This is a genomic window from Streptomyces sp. NPDC006872, assembly GCF_040635845.1.
Lineage (GTDB): Bacteria > Actinomycetota > Actinomycetes > Streptomycetales > Streptomycetaceae > Streptomyces.
In genome coordinates, this window is record NZ_JBEYIL010000012.1 from 119,298 (window position 1) to 133,933 (window position 14,636).

Annotated in this window: 10 protein-coding genes; 5 read left to right on the forward strand and 5 right to left on the reverse strand. The window is 72.0% G+C overall.

The genetic code is table 11. The annotated features are described in order from the left end of the window. Positions 1 to 28: 28 nt before the first annotated feature. The 3 genes from dmpG to mhpD are packed head-to-tail and all read right to left on the reverse strand — an operon-like array spanning position 29 to position 2,810. A complete protein-coding gene (gene dmpG, locus ABZ725_RS32335) occupies positions 29 to 1,045 on the reverse strand; it encodes a 4-hydroxy-2-oxovalerate aldolase (protein WP_358806034.1) in 1,017 nt (338 codons plus the stop codon). After that, entirely contained in the window at positions 1,042 to 1,980 is a 939-nt protein-coding gene (locus tag ABZ725_RS32340; protein WP_358806035.1) for an acetaldehyde dehydrogenase (acetylating), read from the reverse strand. The genes dmpG and ABZ725_RS32340 overlap by 4 nt, the downstream gene beginning before the upstream one ends. Next, entirely contained in the window at positions 1,977 to 2,810 is an 834-nt protein-coding gene (gene mhpD / locus ABZ725_RS32345) for a 2-keto-4-pentenoate hydratase (protein ID WP_358806036.1), read from the reverse strand. Before mhpD ends, ABZ725_RS32340 begins: the two co-directional genes overlap by 4 nt. Positions 2,811 to 2,916: 106 nt before the next feature. On the opposite strand from mhpD, the gene ABZ725_RS32350 reads away from it, so the two are divergent. Then, entirely contained in the window at positions 2,917 to 3,639 is a 723-nt protein-coding gene (locus tag ABZ725_RS32350) for an IclR family transcriptional regulator (RefSeq protein WP_358806037.1), read from the forward strand. 365 nt (positions 3,640 to 4,004) lie between these two features. On the opposite strand, the gene ABZ725_RS32355 is transcribed toward ABZ725_RS32350, so the two are convergent. Beyond that, positions 4,005 to 7,022: a glycosyl hydrolase 115 family protein gene (locus tag ABZ725_RS32355; RefSeq protein ID WP_358806038.1), complete on the reverse strand. Its 3,018-nt coding sequence runs from the start codon at positions 7,020 to 7,022 to the stop codon at positions 4,005 to 4,007. 175 nt (positions 7,023 to 7,197) lie between these two features. Here ABZ725_RS32355 and ABZ725_RS32360 point away from each other — a divergent pair, with 175 nt between their 5' ends. The 3 genes from ABZ725_RS32360 (at position 7,198) to ABZ725_RS32370 (ending at position 9,946) form a co-directional block, all read left to right on the forward strand. Then, positions 7,198 to 8,064 (forward strand): hypothetical protein, encoded by an 867-nt coding sequence (locus ABZ725_RS32360; RefSeq protein ID WP_358806039.1) that lies wholly within the window; start codon positions 7,198 to 7,200, stop codon positions 8,062 to 8,064. A 10-nt stretch (positions 8,065 to 8,074) separates the two neighbouring features. After that, a complete protein-coding gene (locus ABZ725_RS32365; protein ID WP_358806040.1) occupies positions 8,075 to 8,557 on the forward strand; it encodes an RpiB/LacA/LacB family sugar-phosphate isomerase in 483 nt (160 codons plus the stop codon). Between the two features lie 411 nt (positions 8,558 to 8,968). Next, positions 8,969 to 9,946 carry an alpha-L-glutamate ligase gene (locus ABZ725_RS32370; RefSeq protein WP_358806041.1) on the forward strand — a complete coding sequence of 326 codons (978 nt, stop codon included), beginning with the start codon at positions 8,969 to 8,971 and terminating at the stop codon, positions 9,944 to 9,946. Here ABZ725_RS32370 and ABZ725_RS32375 read toward each other — a convergent pair. Beyond that, on the reverse strand, positions 9,930 to 11,852 hold the full coding sequence (locus ABZ725_RS32375) for a PAS domain S-box protein (RefSeq protein WP_358806042.1): 1,923 nt from the start codon (positions 11,850 to 11,852) through the stop codon (positions 9,930 to 9,932). The two genes, ABZ725_RS32370 and ABZ725_RS32375, sit on opposite strands and share 17 nt — an antisense overlap. Before the next feature lie 374 nt (positions 11,853 to 12,226). On the opposite strand from ABZ725_RS32375, the gene ABZ725_RS32380 reads away from it, so the two are divergent. Continuing rightward, the gene (locus tag ABZ725_RS32380) at positions 12,227 to 14,614 is read left to right on the forward strand and encodes an excinuclease ABC subunit UvrA (protein ID WP_358806043.1); all 2,388 of its coding nucleotides are present in this window, start codon (positions 12,227 to 12,229) and stop codon (positions 14,612 to 14,614) included. Positions 14,615 to 14,636: the final 22 nt, after the last annotated feature.

Genomic DNA, 14,636 nt, shown 5'->3' on the forward strand with positions numbered 1-14,636 from the left:
GTAGCGGCCGCTCCAATTGTAGCGAACGCTATGGCGAGGCGGTTCCGGCGACGAGGTCCAGCGCGATGTCGGTGATCATGTCCTCCTGGCCGCCGACCATGCCCCGGCGCCCGGCCTCGACCAGGATGGAGCGCGTGTCCAGGCCGTAGCGGGCGGCGACGGTCTCCGCGTGGCGCAGGAAGCTGGAGTACACCCCCGCGTACCCGAGGCTGAGCGTCTCGCGGTCCACCCGCACCTCACGGTCCTGGAGCGGTCGTACGAGGTCGTCGGCGGCGTCCATGAGCGGGAAGAGATCGCAGGCGTGCTCCCAGCCCATGAGGTCGGCGACCGCGACGAACGCCTCCAGCGGGCAGTTGCCCGCCCCCGCGCCCTGGCCCGCGAGGGACGCGTCCACCCGGACCGCCCCGTTCTCGACGGCGACGACCGTGTTGGCCACACCCAGGGCGAGATTGTGGTGGGCGTGGATGCCGAGTTCGGTGGTCGGGTCGAGTACGTCCCGGTAGGCGCGGAAGCGGTCGCGGACCCCGTCCATGGTGAGCCGGCCGCCCGAGTCGGTGACGTAGACGCAGGCCGCGCCGTAGGACTCCATCAGCTTGGCCTGCCGGGCGAGTTCGGCGGGCTCGGCCATGTGCGACATCATCAGGAAGCCCGCGACGTCCATGCCCAACTCGCGGGCGGCGGCGATGTGCTGGGCGGAGATGTCGGCCTCGGTGCAGTGCGTGGCGACGCGCACCGAGCGGACGCCCAGTGCGTGCGCCCGCTTGAGGTCGTGGACGGTTCCGATGCCGGGCAGCAGCAGAGTGGTGGGGATCGCCTGCCGTACGACGTCGGTGACGGCCTCGATCCACTCCCAGTCGGTGTGGGCGCCCACGCCGTAGTTGATGCTGGAGCCGGCGAGTCCGTCGCCGTGCGCGATCTCGACGGCGGCCACTCCGGCGGCGTCGAGAGCGGCGGCGATGGCACGGGCCTGGTCGACGGTGTAGCGGTGCCGGACGGCGTGCATGCCGTCCCGCAGGGTCACGTCCTGGACGTAGAGGCGAGTCATCGCGAGGCCACCTCCGTGGCACGGTGGGCGGCCATGCGCTCCGCGGTGCGCAGCGCGGCCGAGGTCATGATGTCGAGGTTTCCGGCGTAGGCCGGGAGATAGTGGGCGGCCCCCTCGACCTCCAGGAAGACGGACACCTTGAGGGCGTCGCCCGCGCCGGGAGCGAGGGTGCGCAGCGGGTCGTCGGCCGGCACGCGCTCGAACTGCACCTGCTGCTTGAGCCGGTAGCCCGGCACGTACGCCTGCACGCGTCCGACCATCTCCTCGATCGACGCCGTGACGGCCTCGGTGGCACAGTCGGAGACCAGGCAGTGCACGGTGTCCCGCATGATCAGCGGGGGTTCGGCCGGGTTGAGGACGATGATCGCCTTGCCCCGGGCCGCGCCGCCGACCCGTTCGACGGCCGAGGAGGTGGTCTCGGTGAACTCGTCGATGTTCGCCCGGGTGCCCGGGCCGGCCGAGCGGGAGGCGATGGAGGCGACGATCTCGCCGTAGTGCACGGGCGTGACGGCGTCGACCGCGGCGACGATCGGGATGGTGGCCTGGCCGCCGCAGGTGACCATGTTGACGTTCGGGGCGTCCAGGTGGGCGTCCCCGTTGACCGGCGGGACGACGTAGGGGCCGAGGGCCGCCGGGGTGAGGTCGACGAGCGTGCGGCCCAGAGGCCGCAGCACCTCCTCGTGGTGGCGGTGGGCGCCGGCCGAGGTGGCGTCGAAGACGATCTCGACGTCCGCGAACTCGTCCAGCGCGACGAGCCCTTCGACGCCCTCGTGGGTCGTGGCGACCTTGAGGCGGCGGGCGCGGGCCAGGCCGTCGGAGTCCGGGTCGATGCCGGCCATCGCGGCGATCTCCAGGCTCTCCGACAGCCGCAGGATCTTGATCATCAGGTCGGTGCCGATGTTGCCGGAGCCGATGACGGCGACTTTGGTGCTCACTGTCCGTCCTCCTCGGTGGGGAATGCGACGCGGACGGATCCCAGGCCCGAGATACGGGCCTCGAAGACGTCGCCGGGGGCGGCGGGGACCATCGGGCCGAGGGCGCCGGTCAGCACGAGGTCGCCCGCGCGCAGCGGGTCGCCCCGCTCGGCGAGGGCCGCGGCCAGCCAGACGGCGGCGTTGAGCGGGCCGCCGAGGCAGTCGGCGCCGGTGCCCTCGGAGACCGTCTCGCCGGCCCGGGTCATGGTCATCGTCACGGCACGCAGATCCACGGCGGTGAGCGGAACGGGCGTGCCGCCGAGGACGTACAGACCGCAGGAGGCGTTGTCGGCGACGGTGTCGACGAGCGAGATGTCCCATCCCCGCACCCGGCTGTCGACGATCTCCAGCGCGGGCAGCGCGAAGTCGACCGCCCGCAGCACGTCGACGACCGTGCACTCGCGATGCGGCAGGTCACGCCCCAGCACGAGCGCGACCTCGGCCTCCACCTTGGGCTGGAGCAGCCGCCCGGCGGACACCTCGCCGCCGTCGGGCACGGCCATGTCCGCGAACAGTGCGCCGAAGTCGGGCCGGTCCACGCCGAGTTGGGCCTGTACGGCACGTGAGGTCAGGCCGATCTTGCGGCCGACGATCCGGCGTCCGGCGTCCAGACCGCGCCGCACGTTGAGCTGCTGCACGGCGTAGGCGGCTTCGACGTCGCCGTCGTCGAGCAGCGTCCGCACGGGCGGGCAGGCCGCTCCGGTGCGGGTGGCCTCCGCCAGCAGGTCGGCGGCCTTGAGCACGGCCGGTGGAACGGTGTCCGCACGGACGCCGTCGAGCACGGTCGACACGGGATACCTCCAGGGAGGGAGAAGCGGCGGGTCGACTTCGATATAGACAGGGCCTCGTCGAAGGGACAAGCTTTGTTCCGTGACACGGAACAATCAGGGTGCCAGCATGTTGGAAAAGGCTGCGCTGATCCTGGAAGCCTTCAGTCCGAGCGGCAGTCCGTACCGCCTGTCGGAACTTTCGGAGCGCACCGGCCTGCCCAAGCCGACCGTGCACCGGCTGGCCGCGGACCTGGTACGGCTCGGCTGGCTGGAACGCACCGGCCCGCAGTACCGGCTCGGCGCGAAGCTGTTCGAGCTCGGCTCGCTCGTACCGCACCGGCTGGATCTGCGGGAGACGGCCCTGCCCTTCCTCCAGGACCTGTTCGAGGCGACACGCGAGACCGTGCACCTCGGGGTCCGCGAGGGCATGGACGTGGTCTACCTCGAACGCATCCACGGCCACGAGGCGCTCCAGCTGCCCTCACGCATCGGCGGCAGCCTGCCACTGACCTGCACCGGCGTCGGCAAGGCCCTGCTCGCCTTCTCCGGCGCCGAGCTCACCGAGGAGGTGCTGTCCCGGCCGCTGCCGAGCCTGACGCCGTACTCGATCACCGAACCCGGGCGGCTGCGCATGGCCCTGGAGAAGATCCAGGTCTCCGGCCTCGCCTACGAGGAGCAGGAGGCCGCCCTCGGGGTGAGCTGCATCGCGGCCCCCGTCTTCGCCGGAGGCGCCACGGTGGCGGCGCTCTCGGTGGCCGTGCCCCGCTCACGCTTCAGCCCGGCCCAACTGGCCCCCGCAGTCCGCACAGCGGCACTGGGCCTGTCCCGGGTTCTGCGGGCCGGTTCCTGAACCCGCCGGGCCGCAGCCCACCACTACTGGCTCACCCGCGTGGCCCGCACGGCGGCGCTGGGCCTGCCCCGGGTCCTGCGGGCGGGTTCGTGATCGGCCGGGCCCGCACCCACCGCCGGCTCACCCGCGTGGTCCGCAGGGCGGCGCTGGGCTTGTCCCGGGTTCTGCGGGCGGGTTCGTGAGGCCGGGCCGCAGCCCAGTCCCGGGTCCTGAGCCGCCCGGCCGCAGCCCACCGCTGGCTCACCCCCGTGGTCCGCGCACGGCGGCACCGGGCCCGTCCCGGGTCCCGCGGGCCGGTTCGGGAGGCCGGGCCGCAGCCCAGTCCCGGGTCCTGAGCCGCTCGGCCGCAGCCCACCACCGGCGCCCTACCGACTAGGCGCGTCCAAGCCCGCCGCGGTGTCCGGGTCGGGGTTGAACACCGGGTGGTAGCTCTCCGGCGGTGCGAGATAGGCGCCGGTCGGCAGCCCGCCGGTGTCGATCACGATCTGGTCCACGGCGATCGCCGGGTCGACCATGAAGACCCGCAGCACGTGCTCGCCGGATGCGGTGACAGTCACGGTCGCGGTGAGCTTCTCGACGCCCTCCTCCACATTGCGCGCCCAGGCGTCGCCGCGGTTGCCGGTGGCGACGGCCTGCCCCGACAGAACGGCGGGCGGCTGGTCGTCGAGGGCGACGGCGAGCCGCCGCGCGCCGCGCTCGTCGAGCGAGGGCAGCCGGAAGACGGTGACGGGGAACGTCCCGGTGCTGCTGAAGCGCACCCGGTACCTCAACTCCGGTGCGCGGGCCGCGAAGTCGGCGGTGACCGGAGCGGCCGTCGACGGTACCGCCTCGACGGCGGCACCGCGACGGCCCAGCCCGCGCACGGTCCGCCAGCGGGCCCCGCCGCGCGCCAACCGGCGCTCGGTGTGCACGGCGTCGATCGAGACCCAGCCGTTCGACTCGACGAACCCACGGGCCCGCCGACGCGCCCGCTCCCCGTCGGCGACCACCTTCACCGGCACCTCGAAACGCTGCGCGCCGCTCGTGAAGGCGACCGTGACCTCGTGCGCGCCCTCGGGAACCTGCGCCCAGTCGATCTCGACCCACACCCGGATCTGCTCGGTGAGCGTGCCGCCCGCCGAACTCAGCCGGAGCCATGGCCGGTCGGCCTCCACGGCCCAGACGACCGCGAGGAAACCGGTGTTGAAGACGTCGACGAAACGCCGGTCCCGGGTGACGGACGAGAAGGACAGCGGCCGCTGCGCGCCGGTCTCGTTCCCCTCCGCGACGACCCCCAGCCCCGAGGTCTCCTGCCGGGCGACCCTGGTGACGGCCGGACGCCCCGGCGCCTTCGGGATCTGCGAGGGGTACGGGTTGATGTAGCCGTCCCATTTACCGCCCGCCACCTCGGTGTTGTACCGCTTGGTGAGCGCAGCCTCCTCGGCGTGTGCGGCCTCGGCGAGGTCCGCGAAGCGATTGGTCCCCGCGCCGCGGCCCTGACGCACGGCGAGGGCGTTGCGATCCGCCCAGTAGTACTTGAGGTTCATCAAGTACGCGCCGTGCACGGGGTATTGGAGCAGCTCGAAGAACGCGTCCTGACAGGCCGCCGGGAGTTCGCTCCCCAGCGCCACAGTGCGCTGCAGCAGCCGGTCGTACGCGGCCAGTCGGCGTCCCGCCTCGTCCCCGTGGTGGATCACGGAGAACATGTTCCGGTCGATGAACTCCGGGCGCCGCTCCGCCGCGAGCCGGTAGTACTCGGTGCGCAGCGCGGCGATCTCCTGGGCGTGGCGGAGCCCGAACTGCCGCCCGTACCACTGCGCGAGGAAGCCCTCGACGCCTTCGCCGTCGGCTTCCTCCGCAGCCCACCGGTCCACGTCCCAGGCCATGTCCATCGAGAAGGAGAGGCCGGTCTCGATCGACTTGAGGTCACCGACGTTGAAGATCCACATCCGGTCGACCCCGTGCTCGTACACCCGGCGCAACTCCTGCCAGACCTTGGCGAGTTGGGTGGTGTCCAGCCACAGATAGCTGCGCGGACGGCCCCAGTAGGAGAGGTGGTAGTAGATCCCGTTGCCGCCCGGGCGGACGCGCTCCGACTCGTTCGGCAGCTGGCGCATGTTGCCGTGGTTGTCGTCCGGCCAGATCAGCGTGACGTCCTCGGGGACCTGGACGCCCGCGTTGTACAGGTCCAGGACCTCCTTGTACGGGATGAAGATCTGCGGCTCGGCCGCCGCCCCGACCTCCTCGGCCAGGATCCGGCGCTGGTCGGCGATGATGTCGTTCATCACCACGACCTTCTCCGGGATCGTGGTCGCGTGCTTCGTCTCCAGCGCGGTGTCGTGCAGGCCGCGCATGCCGATCGTCCAACTGCTCTCGTAGGCCGCGTTCTCCCGGGCCCGCGCTCTCCAGTAGTCGGAGATGACGGTCGGGTTCACGGTGTAGTCGTAGACCGGCAGGCCGCCGTCCGCGCCCCGGTGCTCCTCCGCCCACGGGTCCCATTCGTGAACCCCGTTGCGCAGCAGGGCCTCCGGGTGGCTGGAGCCGACGACGATGCCGTAGCGGTCGGCGAGTTCGGGGTTCTCCCGGTACTTGTTGAAGAAGTCGGAGTACGGATGCATGGCCGGCCACAGGTAGTTGGCCTTCAGCCGCAGCAGCAGCTCGAAGAGGCGCTTGTACGTCTCCGGGCCGATGTTCTTGTCCGTCTCCTGGGTGCGGTGCGACCAAGTGGTCAGGTTCTGCTCGTCGTTGATGAAGACCCCGCGGTAACGGACGGCCGGTTCCAGCCGCTTGAAGGGGCCCGCGGGCACGGTGACGGTGTCCCGCTGTTCGACGGGCGCGTCGGCCCACCAGTACCAGGGCGAGACGCCGACGCGCTCCGAGGTGTCGTAGATCCCGTAGACCGTGCCGCGCCGGTCGCTGCCCGCGATCACCAGCGCACGGTCCACCCCGGGCATCGGACGCTCCACCACCTGGGTCACCGACGCCTCCCAGCGCCCCTTGACCCGCCTGACGTCCAGCCGCCCCTGGGCGACGAGCCGGTCGATGACCGGGCTCGCGCCGAGCGTCCCCGCCAGGACCAGTCCGGCGGCCCGCTCCGGCAGGGTGTGCCGCACTGCCGGGCGGACTCCGCAGACCCGCTCCACATCCGCCCGGAGGTCGTCGGCCGCGCGGAGCACGGCGGGGTCGTCGGCCGCGTCCACGAACACCTCGACCGGGACGCCGTCCGTCACCAGATCGAACCCCGGCCGACCGGAAGCCGAGGCGGCACGGGCGGCCGCCGCCCCCACCGCAGGCGCCAACGGGACCAGCCCGACGGCCGTCACACCCCGCAGAAACGCCTTCCGGGTCCACGGCGGTCGGGGATCCTGCGGGTTCTGCGGGTCCTGAGGTGCGGTGTGCGGCATCGACGCTCCTGGACTGGACAGTGGCTGGCAGTGGCATGACCATGCTAGAAAGCGCTTTCCCCGGCACCTTAGGTCAGCGCCGCCCGTGACGTCCATAACCGTGCCGACCGACAGGTTGTTATGACCGCCGTCATGATGGATGCTGCCTCTCAGACCGAGCCGGGAGGACCGTGGAGTGAGTGACACCGTCGCACGGGCGATGTGGGAGCGGTTCGAACCCGTCCACCAGGTGGTCTACTTCGCGCCCGAGGTGCGCGCGGCCGCCGACGGACTCGGGATGCTCGGCTACTGGATGGGGTACTTCGCCCTGCGGGCGGCGCCCCTCGGACCGGCTCCCGCTTCCGTCGTCACCAGCTGCTTCTACGTCTTCCATCCCGACCGCGTCGCGCGTGCGCTGCCCGACGCATGGGGTCGGGCAGCTCCGCAGGACGTGCTGACGGCACGGGCACGGGCCGTGGACGCCGCCATGACCAGCCTCTACGGCCCCGACGTCGTCGACTCCGCGGAGCTGGCCGAGGCCGCCGACCTGGCCTGGGAGGCGGCGCTCGCCGCGGACACCGCGGGGCGGGTGCTCGGCGCCGCCAACCAGGCCCTGCCCCGCCCGGCACAGCCCCACGTCAGGCTCTGGCAGGCCCTGACCACGCTGCGCGAACACCGCGGTGACGGCCATGTCGCCGTGCTGGTCGGCCGTCGGCTGGGGCCGGTCGGGGCGATGCTGCTGAAGTGCGCGGCGGGGGAGTCCGACGCGGAGTTCCAGCGGCAGACCCGCAAGTGGGACCTGGAGCAATGGCGGTCGGGGCAGACCGAGTTGCTCGAGCGCGGCTGGCTCGACGAGGACGGGCGGCTCACCAAGGCGGGAACGGTCGCCCACGAGGAGGTGGAGGCGGAGACGGACGCCGCCGCGGCCACCCCGTGGACGGCCCTGGGCGACCGGGCCACCGCCCGCCTCGCGCATTTGCTCGACCCGCTCGCCAGGACCGTCCTGGACTCCGGGATCCTGCCCGCCGCGAATCCGGTCGGTCTCACCGGAGGCCGGCTGTAGGCTCGCGGGCATGCGGATCTCGGTCTCCTCGGACATGGACGAACCAGTGGCCCGCGCCCTGGTCGCGGAGTTGCGCGGACGCGGGCACGACGTGGTGCCGCACGGCGCGCTGCGCACCGGCGACGACCCGCAGTGGGCGGTGTGCTCGGAGGCGGCGGCACGGGACGTGGCCGACGGCACCTCGGAGCAGGCGGTGGTGTGCTGCTGGACCGGCACCGGCGCGTCGATCGCTGCGAACAAGGTGTCCGGCATCCGGGCCGCCCTGTGCACCGACGCCTACACCGCCGACGGCGCCCGCCGCTGGAACGACGCCAACGTCCTGGCCCTCAGCCTCCGCCTGACCTCCGAGCCGCTGCTCAAGGAGATCCTGGACGCCTGGTTCGCCGCCGAGACCAGCGCGGACGCCGAGGACCGGCGCAACATCGCCCACGTCGATGCCCTCGACGGCCCTGGCCTCGGGCCCGGTGTCGGCAAGGCGCGCTCGGGCTCGTAGCGCACCCCCCGACCCTGTTCCCCCCCCGAGGCCGCCGACCAGGTCTGGGACGGCTGGGGCGCATGCTTGCCCACCGGCCGGGCAGGGCGCACGAACCGGGGCGGACGGCGCAGAAGAAGGGGCAGGGGCGGGCCTGTCATGCGCCCTGGTACGGCGTCCCGCCCGGTGCTTACAGTGGTCGGCCAGCCCTGCCCGCGGATCCGGCGGGGCGAGCCCCACCACCCCCGTGGTCACCGACCGTACCCGACCGGCACCCGACCGGACCCGGCGCACGGCTCCGCACACCGGCGCGGCTCCTCGGGCGGCGGGTGCGACGACCACCCGCGCGACAGGCACCATCCGTGACACCGCTCGGGCCGCGCGTGGGCCGCCCGCGGTACGAGCGCGCGTCGAGAGCCACTGGAGGCCGCTGTGTCCCGACCGTGCATCGCCCTGATCGCCGACCCCACCTCGCCCGAAGGCTGCCGTGACTACCTCGCCGACGCCGTGGAACTGCTCACCGGCGCACCGCCCGTCCGGGTCGACTCCCGGCACTTCGCGACCGGTGGAACCGGCCGGGGCGTCCGCGACGGAGGCCGGTTACGGCTGCAAGTTCCCGAGGAGCGGCTCGACTTCGTGCCCGATGTCGTCCTGCTCTACGAGATCCCGCCGCACCACCGACGGGCCCTCGCCGGCTTCCAGGAGCTCCTGGAGAGCCATGACGTGGTGACCCTCGCCGCCGGCCCCGACGCCTGGCGGACCGCGACCGAGAAGAACCTCACCGTGGAACGCTTCGTGCGGGACGGCGTCGCCCAGATGGAGACCGCCGTGCTGCACCGCCCCTCCGCACGGGAGGCGGCCGACACGTTCGACCGGCTCGGCCGCGACACCTGGGCCAGGCCCGTCGTCGGCACCGGCGGCAACGACACCTTCCACGTCACCGACACCGCCCAACTGGAGCAGGCCACCGCCTACTACGCCGAACGCGGCACCGACTGGCTGCTCTCGCGCGATGCGGGCAACGTCACCCCCGACGGCCAACGCCACCAGTTCCGGGTCTTCGTCCTGGGCGACCGGGTCGTCCACGCCCGGGAGCACCTCCAGCCCTCGACCGACACGCCCTGCAACACCTGCCAGGGCGCCACCGCCGTCCACATCGCCCCGCCGGACCTGGACCCCCGGCTCGCCGAACTCGCCGTCGCGGCCACCGCGTCGGTCGGGCTGCCCTTCGCGGGCGTCGACCTGGCGGCGGAGAACGGCGGGGTCGTCTTCGAGGTCAACGTCCAGCCCGCCTTCGTCGACGGCGAACGCGAACTGCACGCCGTGGCCGTGCCGTACGTCCAGGCGCACCTGGACGCCTTCGCGCCGGCCGGCGGCGGCCCGCCCCGGGGGCTCACAGCTTCAGCGTGAACCAGGTCGTCTTGCCCTCGTCCGTCGGCCGGACCCCCCAGCTGGCGGCGAGGGCCCGGACCAGGATCAGACCGCGGCCCGACTCCTCGTCCTCGACCGCCAGACGCGGCTGGGGGAGCTGCGGGCTGCGGTCGCTGACCTCGACCGTGAGGGCGGTGGCCGTGCGGTGCAGATGCAGGGCGACCGGGCCCTGGGCGTGCTGGACGGCGTTCGTGAGCGTCTCCGACAGCAGCAGCAGGGCGTCGTCGGCGCTGTCCGCGCAGTTCCACGAGGTGAGCGCCTTGTGGAGAAAGGACCGCCCCTCCGGCACGGAGGCCGGCGCGGCCGGGAGATGGGTGGTGACGGCGGCCAGCGGCGCGGCCGGCAACTGTGCGAGCAGCAGGGTGACGTCGTCGTTGTGGCCGTCGGCGTCCGGCAGCAGGCCCGCCAGGACATGGTCCGCCGCGGCCTCCAGACACGGTGTGCCCACGAACAACTCCTCCAGCAGCACGGTCAGTTCACCGATCCGTACCTCGATGTCGCTGCCCGGCGTCTCGATCAGACCGTCCGTGTAGAGGACCAGCGTGGCCCCCGGCGGTATCTCCGAACTGGACTGCTCGTACAGGACGTCGCCCACGCCGAGCGGTGCGTTGACCGGGCAGGGCAGCGCGCTGATGCCCTCGCCGACCCCGGCGACCAGCACCGGCAGATGCCCGGCCGAACAGACCGTCACCGTGCCCGTGTCCGGGGCGATCACCAGATAGCAGCAGGTGACGAGCTGGTCGGGCACGTCGAGATCGGCGACGCAGGTGTCCAGCGCCCGCATCAACTGCCGGGGCTGCATACCGGTCTTCGCCAGCGCGTGCGCGGCCGACCTCAACTGGCCCATCACGGCGGCCGCTTCCAGCCCACGGCCCATGACATCGCCTATCAGCACACCCACCCGGTCGGCGCCCAGCGGAATCAGGTCGAACCAGTCGCCGCCCACGCCGGCGCCCTGGGTGGCCGGCCGGTAGCGGCTCGCGGTGGCCAGACCGGGCAGCGCGGGCGGCGTCCCCATCAGGCTGCGCTGCAGCGTCAGGGCGATGTGCCGCTGCTGCTCGTACAGCGCCGTCAGCTCGGCTTCGGCGCGCTTGCGGTCGCTGATGTCCCGCACGATCGCGCAGGCCCCGACGACGGTGCCGTGCGTGTCCCGGGTCGGCCACAGGGTGACGTCCACGTCCAGCAGCGCCCCGGTGTCGGTCATCCGCAGCGTCTCGTAGTGCTCGACCTTCTCGGCGTGCCGCAGCCGCTCGAGCAGCGCGCGGACCTCGCCCCGCAGTTCCGGCGGGGCCAGCATCGAGACATGCCGGCCGATGGCCTCCTCGGCGGTGTAGCCGTACAGGCGCTGCGCGGCCGCGTTCCAGTACGTGATGTACCCGTCCAGGGTCTTGGCGAGGATCGCGTCCTGGGAGGACTCCACGAGCGCGGCCAGCTCGTTGATGCGCGCCTCGGCCGCCTTGCGGTCGCTGACGTCGCGCACGGCCGCCGACACCAGCAGTCCCTCCGTGGTCTCCAGGGGACTCAGGCTGATCTCGACGGGGAACTCCGTGCCGTCCTTGCGCAGCCCGTGCAGTTCGAGACCGGCGCCCATCGGACGCACCTGGCGGTTGGCGGTGTACCCGCTGCGATGCGCGGTGTGCTGGTCGTGGAAGCGGTGCGGGATCAGCAACTCGACCGGGCGGCCCAGCAGTTCCTCCCGCCCGTGCCCGAACAGCGCCTCCGTCTGGGCGTTCACGAGCTTGATCGTGCCCGTGTCGTCGACGATGACCATGGCGTCCGGGGCCGCCTCCAGCAGCCCCCGGAACCGCTCCTCGGCCCCGCCGACCGCGGCCTCCGGCGCGGGCGCTCCACAGCCGCACCGTTTCTGCTCGGCCCTCTGCTTCACGGTCCGCTTCACACTCTGTTTGACGCTTTGCTTGACGTTCCGTTTGACGTTCTGCTTCATGTGCGGTTGAGCGCTCTGCTGAACGCCCTGCTGCGCAACGCCCGCCCCCGCACCCGCGCGCCGCGCCGGTTCCGCCCGCATCATGTCGGCCATCTTCCACCTCATCCTGCACGACGAATCAGGCCATCTCAGCGCCTCCGGCCCGCCCTCGCTCCGCTTTGTCGTTTACTGTCCGCCGCCTGTCCGAACCTGAACGTCACCGAACCGATCAGGAGCCGATCAGGAGCCGATCAGTATTCGAGAAGCGCCCACCCCCGCCTCGCGCCTAGGTTGGTCGGAGCAAGCCGGGCGGCACGGACGGAGAGAAGACGATCATGGCCAGAAGAGCGGACGCGCAGTCGCCTGAGCTGCACCTCGCCGACAGTCACGACCTGATCCGGGTGCACGGCGCGCGCGAGAACAATCTCAAGGACGTCAGCATCGAGATCCCTAAGCGCCGGCTGACGGTGTTCACCGGGGTCTCCGGCTCGGGCAAGAGCTCCCTGGTGTTCGACACCATCGCCGCGGAGTCGCAGCGGCTGATCAACGAGACCTACAGCGCCTTCGTACAGGGCTTCATGCCGACGCTGGCGCGGCCCGAGGTCGACGTCCTCGACGGGCTGACCACCGCGATCACCGTCGACCAGCAGCGGATGGGCGCCGACCCCCGCTCCACCGTCGGCACCGCCACCGACACCAACGCGATGCTGCGCATCCTCTTCAGCCGACTCGGCAAGCCGCACATCGGACCGCCCAGCGCGTACTCCTTCAACACGGCCTCGGTCCGGGCCAGCGGTGCGATCACCGTCCAGCGCGGGGACCGGACCAAGGCCGAGAAGGCGACCTACGAGCGCACCGGCGGCATGTGCAACCGCTGCGAGGGCCGGGGCGCGGTCTCCGACATCGACCTCACCCAGCTGTACGACGACTCCAAGTCGCTGTCCGAGGGCGCGTTCACCATCCCGGGCTGGAAGTCGGACAGCCAGTGGACGGTGCAGCTCTACGCCCAGTCCGGCTTCGTCGACCCGGACAAGCCGATCCGCAGGTACACCAAGAAGGAGCTGCACGCCTTCCTCTACGGGGAACCGGTCAAGATCAAGGTCAATGGCATCAACCTCACCTACGAGGGCCTGATCCCGAAGATCCAGAAGTCGTTCCTGTCCAAGGACAAGGAGGCGATGCAGCCGCACATCCGGGCGTTCGTGGAGCGGGCCGTCACCTTCACCACCTGCCCCGAGTGCGACGGCACCCGGCTCAGCGAAGGCGCCAGGTCGTCGAAGATCGAGCGGATCAGCATCGCCGACGCCTGCGCGATGGAGATCCGCGACCTGGCCGAATGGGTGCGCGCGCTCGAGGAGCCGTCGGTGGCGCCGCTGCTCACCGCGCTCCAGCAGACCCTCGACTCGTTCGTGGAGATCGGCCTCGGCTACCTCGCGCTCGAGCGGCCCTCGGGCACGCTGTCCGGCGGCGAGGCGCAGCGCGTCAAGATGATCCGCCACCTCGGCTCCTCGCTCACCGACGTCACCTACGTCTTCGACGAGCCCACCATCGGCCTGCACCCGCACGACATCCAGCGGATGAACGACCTGCTGCTGCGGCTGCGGGACAAGGGCAACACCGTGCTCGTCGTGGAGCACAAGCCGGAGGTCATCGCGATCGCCGACCACGTCGTCGACCTCGGCCCGGGCGCCGGCACGGCCGGCGGAACCGTGTGCTTCGAAGGCACCGTCGAGGGGCTGCGGGACGCCGACACGGTCACCGGCCGCCATCTCGGCGACCGGGCCGCGGTGAAGGACGAGGTGCGCAAGCCGAGCGGCACGCTGGAGATCCGCGGCGCGTCGACGCACAACCTCCAGAGCGTCGACGTCGACCTCCCGCTGGGCGTGCTCTGCGTGGTCACCGGCGTCGCCGGATCGGGCAAGAGCTCACTCGTGCACGGGTCGGTGCCGGCCGGGGAGGGCGTGGTGTCGGTCGACCAGAGCCCGATCCGCGGCTCCAGGCGCAGCAACCCGGCGACCTACACCGGACTGCTCGACCCGATCCGCAAGGCGTTCGCCAAGGTCAACGGGGTGAAGCCGGCGCTGTTCAGCGCCAACTCCGAGGGCGCCTGCCCCACCTGCAACGGCGCCGGCGTCATCTACACCGACCTGGCGATCATGCAGACGGTCGCCACGATGTGCGAGGACTGCGAGGGGAAGCGGTTCCAGCCTGCCGTCCTCGAGTACCGCCTCGGCGGCCGGGACATCAGCGAGGTGCTGGCGATGTCGGTGGGCGAGGCCGAGGAGTTCTTCGCCGCCGGCGAGGCCGCCACCCCGGCCGCGCACCGTATCCTCGACCGGCTCGCCGACGTCGGGCTCGGCTACCTGACCCTCGGCCAGCCGCTCACCACCCTGTCCGGCGGCGAGCGGCAGCGGCTCAAGCTGGCCGTCCACATGGGCGACAAGGGCGGCGTCTACGTCCTCGACGAGCCGACCGCCGGCCTTCACCTCGCCGACGTCGAACACCTGCTCGGCCTGCTGGACCGGCTCGTCGACTCCGGCAAGTCCGTCATCGTCGTCGAGCACCACCAGGCCGTCATGGCGCACGCCGACTGGATCATCGACCTCGGCCCCGGCGCCGGCCACGACGGCGGAAAGATCGTCTTCGAGGGCACTCCGGCCGACCTCGTCGCCGCCCGCCCCACCCTCACCGGGGAGCACTTGGCGGCCTACGTCGGCGCCTGACCGGCGCAGGCGAGGGGGAGCC